Annotated in this window: 5 protein-coding genes; 4 read left to right on the top strand and 1 reads right to left on the bottom strand. The window is 61.0% G+C overall.

Features of this window, described 5'->3' with window-relative positions; all coding sequences use genetic code 11:
- Positions 1-493 precede the first annotated feature (493 nt).
- Complete coding sequence (locus P792_RS24060; RefSeq protein ID WP_023977837.1) at positions 494-1273, top strand: alpha/beta fold hydrolase; 780 nt, start codon at positions 494-496, stop codon at positions 1271-1273.
- 35 nt (positions 1274-1308) lie between these two features.
- Complete coding sequence (locus tag P792_RS24055) at positions 1309-2718, top strand: M20/M25/M40 family metallo-hydrolase (RefSeq protein WP_023977836.1); 1410 nt, start codon at positions 1309-1311, stop codon at positions 2716-2718.
- 83 nt (positions 2719-2801) lie between these two features.
- Here P792_RS24055 and P792_RS24050 read toward each other — a convergent pair whose 3' ends face one another.
- On the bottom strand, positions 2802-3440 hold the full coding sequence (locus P792_RS24050) for a DNA-3-methyladenine glycosylase (RefSeq protein ID WP_023977835.1): 639 nt from the start codon (positions 3438-3440) through the stop codon (positions 2802-2804).
- Between the two features lie 103 nt (positions 3441-3543).
- On the opposite strand from P792_RS24050, the gene P792_RS24045 reads away from it, so the two are divergent.
- A complete protein-coding gene (locus P792_RS24045; protein WP_023977834.1) occupies positions 3544-4776 on the top strand; it encodes an energy transducer TonB in 1233 nt (410 codons plus the stop codon).
- 7 nt (positions 4777-4783) lie between these two features.
- Positions 4784-5034 (top strand): YbaK/EbsC family protein (locus tag P792_RS38275; protein WP_369794201.1); only part of this gene is annotated, 251 nt, incomplete at its 3' end.

Genomic DNA, 5034 nt, shown 5'->3' with positions numbered 1-5034 from the left:
GCGCAAGACCGCCAAGGCAGGGCATGAGCACGGTGCGCCAAGGGTCGAGACGGTCAAGCCCTGAAAGTCTGCCATCATTATGCAGGTCGTAAAGCAGCCTGTGGGCCAGCAGCGTTGCCCGCGTCATGAGCCAGACACTCAATCCAGCAAAAATTCCGACACACGATGATAGGACAGTCAACCAGATTTCATTGGATCGGACGAGGGCGCGGGCATAGTAGGGCACATGCACCCTGTGGCGAATACGCCTGAAAGCCTGTCGCCGCGCAGTTCTGTGGAACCCTGAACCCAAGAGAGATCCTGACATGACTTTGAGGACCGAAGGAAAGCGCTGTCCTTATTGTCGTCCGGACTTGTCGCAGGCAACAGAAAACCCCAGACTTCCGCTCCATTCCTCCTGCAAGGCCCCATACTGGCCGCATTGCTGCCCCCATCGGGCAGCGCTTCACGCAATGGCCCCCGTCGTCCCTCTGCTCATAAGGACTCACCCATCGTGCTTCTGAACGTTATCGAGCGCCTCCCGGCCCAGCCCGCAGGTCATCCGCCGGTCGTGTTCCTGCATGGCCTGTTCGGACGCGCACGCAATATGGGGTTCCTCCAGCGCCAGGTGGCGCGTACCCATCGCACGCTTGCGCTCGATTTACGCAATCATGGCGAGAGCCCTCACGGGCCGATGGACTACCCGACCATGGTGGATGATGTGGTGGAAACCCTGCGCGCGCAGGAAGCCCTGCCCGCCATACTGGTGGGCCATTCCATGGGCGGCAAGCTCGCCATGATCATGGCGCTGCAATATCCCGAGCTCGTGGCAGGGCTGCTGATCGGCGATATGGCACCGGCCCGCACCGGCTTTGGGCAAGCCGCTCTGGCGGAGGCGATGCTGCATATCCACTTTCCCGACCATCTCGACCGACAGGAAGCCGACCAGCTTCTCGCCCGGGAAATTCCCAACCGGAGCGTGCGTGACCTGATGCTCCAGAATGTTCGCCTCGGCAGCGATCCGGGCTGGCAGATCGGCCTGCAGGACATCACCAACTCGATGCCCAACATCGAGAACTGGCCTTACATGCCCGAAGGCTATGTTTATGAGGGGCCGACGCTTTTTCTGCGTGGCGAACATTCGCCCTATATCTGCAAGGATCATGAACCGGTCATGAGGCGGCTCTTTCCTCATTATCGTCTGGAAACGATCCCCGATGCCGGGCACTGGCTCCACGCGGATAATCCCAAGCTGTTCACCGAGAAAATGCTCGCTTTCATCGATACGATATGACCACTCGCCTTTTTGCACCAAGGTTTCGACCCGCCATGATCAAACGCGCTGCCCTGTTGCTACTGCTGTTCCAGGCTGGCTATGCCCAGCCCGGGCATGCGCGGGCCGAGCCCCTTCCCGCCCTGACGCGTGAAGGCCTGCAGGCGCTCAATCTCGCCCAGGCCTCCATGGCGTTTCGCTCCGTTGCGGGTGCCAATAATGAAACCCCGGCCGTGGCCGATCTCTACCGCACGGCCCTGATCAATGGTGGCTTTGCCGCTGACACCATCACCATTACCCGACAGGATGACACCGCCTATCTGGTTTTGCGCTGGCAAGGTCATGACCCGTCGCTCAAACCGCTCGTGATTTCAGGCCATATGGACGTCGTTGCGGCCAATCCCTCTGACTGGATGCATGACCCGTTCAAGCCCGTCACGGAGAATGGCTATCTTTATGGTCGCGGGGCGAGCGACATGAAGATGAGCAATGCCCTTGCAATTACGGCGCTCATCCATCTCAGGCAGCAAGGCTTCGTTCCGGATCGCGAGATCATCCTGGCGTTGTCGGGCGATGAAGAGACGGAAATGAAAACGGGCCAGACCCTGGCCCGTATGTTCTCCAATGCCGCCGAGGTTCTCAACCTCGATGTTGGGGGAGGTGTGCTGGATGAGGAGACAAACCGCCCCCTTTTCTACACATGGTCCGGTGCCGAGAAGACTTACGCTGATATCAATCTCAGCGTAGCAGACCCGGGCGGGCATTCCTCCGAGCCACGCCCACGTAACGCCATCGACGTTCTGGCAGCGGCCCTGCTCAAGATCCAGGCCCACCCCTTCCGACCGGAACTCAATGCACTGACACGCAGCTATTTCATGAATGCTGCGCGTTTCTCGTCACCACGCCTTGCTGCGGCCATGCGGGTCTTTGCTGCAACGCCTGACAATGCCAAAGCTGTATCGATCCTGCGCGCCGAGCCCTCTCTGGTGGGAAGCATTGGCACGACCTGTGTTGCAACAACCATCCGCGGTGGCCATGCGCTCAATGCGCTGCCCCAGCATGCCGATGCCAACATCAATTGCCGCATCTTTCCCGGTCATTCGCGTCTCGACATCATTCACGACCTGATCGAGATCATAGCGGACCCCTCCGTCCATCTTCAGGATCAGAGCGCTGGCACGGTCGAGACACAGCCCTCGCCGCTCAATACGCCCTTTGCCAGCGCCGTAACCCGCGCCGCCCAGACTGCTTATCCGGACGTGCCGGTTTTTCCGAGCATGAGTTCGGGGGCAAGCGACAGCATGTGGTTCAGAGCGCGTGGGATACCGAGTTATGGCGCCTGCCCGATATTCATGAAAGCCTCGGATAACTTCAGCCATGGGCTTGATGAGCGCGTCCCGCTTTCCGCCATCACACCGGGGCTCCATTTCCTCCTGTCCCTGATACCCGCCCTCTCAGGGCGCTGATACCCTCAAGGCGAGGGGGAATTCTCCTCGCGGGCCTTATCTCGACAGGTGGAAGACTCAATGAGCCGGGACAGCCCCCCATTTCATCCGGTCAGGACATTCCGCACCGACTTTCCTTCCTCCGAGAGACGCCACAGATACCATGCCAGTGCAGAGCGCCAAGGCGTGAAACGTGCGCCCTCAACCCGCAATTGCGCCGGCTTCGGAGGCAAATCTAGGCCGCGCAGTTTTTGCCATCCTGCCCGTACGGCAAAGTCATCGACAGGCAGCACATCGTGCCGTCCCAGTGTAAAGATGAGTAACATCTCCACGGTCCAGCGCCCTACCCCTCTGAGCGCAGTCAGCCGGGTGATCAGCGTTTCGTCGTCCAGCAAGGCGGCTTCTGTGGAACCTGGCACGACGCCGTCCAGACGTGCCTGCGCGAGGCCACGCAAAGCGAGATACTTGGCCGCAGAAAGACCGCAGCCCCTGAGCGTTTCTTCCGGCAGGGAAAGCAGAAAGCTCGGCTCGGGCATGTCTCCACCTGAAAGGGCACAGACGCGTCCCAGTATAGCCTCTGCCGCGCGACCGTGGAGTTGCTGGCCAATGATGGCCCGTATCAGGGCCTGATAGGGTGTCTTGCCATCAGCCCCCCGCAGGCGGCAGGGGCCAATGCGGGCCATGACTTCCGCCAGAGCCGGATCCTGCCCGAGACAGGCATAGAGAGCTGGGTCTTCGAGCACCGGTTTTTCCTCTTATGTAACAGGCAAGACGTTCACGCGCTTGGCAAGATCATGGGTCCAATGTCATGATAGCGCCAGATGCCAGATCGTGTCGTGATCCAGGGTGAGCTCCCTGCCCGGCCACGTGGCGGCGTGTGTTCTGATTCTTGCAGGTGTTCTTCTGAAACGCACCCGACCCGTCGATCCGGCGCCCCCTTCATCCGGTGCGGCCCCTATGCCGCGCCCGGATAGAAAACGGGCACGAAACGAGCCGTTGCTCTATGCACCAACGGCAAAGTCGATGCGCGCCCTGCCCCCGATGCGTGGCACGCGCGCATCCCTGACCCATTACGAGCCGAAAACCGGGCTTGAACCCGATCTCAAACCGGCTGGTGCGTCGCTTATTCGCCCTCAAATTCTGGAAGATCAGGGCGTTGTCACGGTCCTCATCGCTTCGGCCATTGCGCACGCAATCATCCTGGGCCTGCTAATCTATGAAGGCGCCCGCCATGCGCGAGGCCTGCCGGAAGGAATCGAACAGCCACAAGTCGAGATGATGTTTGCCCCGCCCTCGCGCAGCGGCATGGCGGGGCCGCATGAAGACAAACCCGGCGGTGAAGAAAAACCATCGCAGAGTCATGATGCGCCTTCGGCTTCCAGCCCCGAGAAGGAGCAGGAACAGCAGCCCGACCAGGCCGAATCCACGCCCACCCCGGCCATGCCCACGCCAACACCGCCTGCAGCCCCCCCTGTGCCCGATGGTCCCTCAACCGAAATTCCCAAGACACAGACCGACCGGCCCGTAAGCCCCGGCATCGCCAAATCGGGTACGAAAACGCAGACGCGCGCCCATAGTCATCACTCCAGCCGACGCCCGACCACGAAACAGTTGGATAACCCGTTTGCAAACATGACGACGCTCGATTTCGGCGAGGCCCCCTCCACCCCGCGCCGCCAACGTGGACGCCGTGGCGGTTCGGGTGCGCCCATCGACATGTCGCTCGGCCCGCTTTCGACCAATGGCCAGATCAATGCGCCCTTCATGACGCGCAACTCCATACGCGGCGTGAGCGACGATTATGGCAGCGAGATCGACCGCTGGATCCGTGCGCATCTCTATTACCCTGAGGATGCTATCAAGAACGGCGAAGATGGCCCCTCTTCCGTTCATGTGGTGCTCGACCGCACAGGCCGCGTAAAATCAGTGCGCCTTACCGGACAGTCGGGCTCCTACTCGCTTGATGCCGCAACGACAGGCATGTTCCAGGGCGCGCATCTGCCACCCGTCCCGCCCGATATGAAGGGCGACCATTTCGATATCGACCTTACAATCAACTACATCCTGATCAGACGTTGAGACCCGTATGAGCCTGGACTCCGTTCGCGACGAACTCGCCCGCCTCGCCCCCGATCTGTCGATCATCGATGACGGCCGCAGCACCGCCACTGTTCCCGAGGCGGCCGAAGTGCACGGCGTCGAACCAGACCAGATCGCAAAAACCCTCTGCGTGGATGTAGGCGGGCGTATCGTCCTGGTCGTCATGGCTGGAACGGCACGGCTCGATAACAAGCGCGCCCGCGAGGCTCTGGGCGGCAAGCCCCGCTTTCTGGGGCC

The organism is Asaia sp. SF2.1, from assembly GCF_000505765.1.
GTDB lineage: Bacteria > Pseudomonadota > Alphaproteobacteria > Acetobacterales > Acetobacteraceae > Asaia > Asaia bogorensis.
This window is presented reverse-complemented; position numbering and strand designations above follow the sequence as displayed.

Bases quoted from the DNA above. Each gene is read 5' to 3' on its own strand.
- P792_RS24055 (WP_023977836.1), top strand. From the start codon at position 1,309: ATGATCAAACGCGCTGCCCTGTTGCTACTGCTGTTCCAGGCTGGCTAT.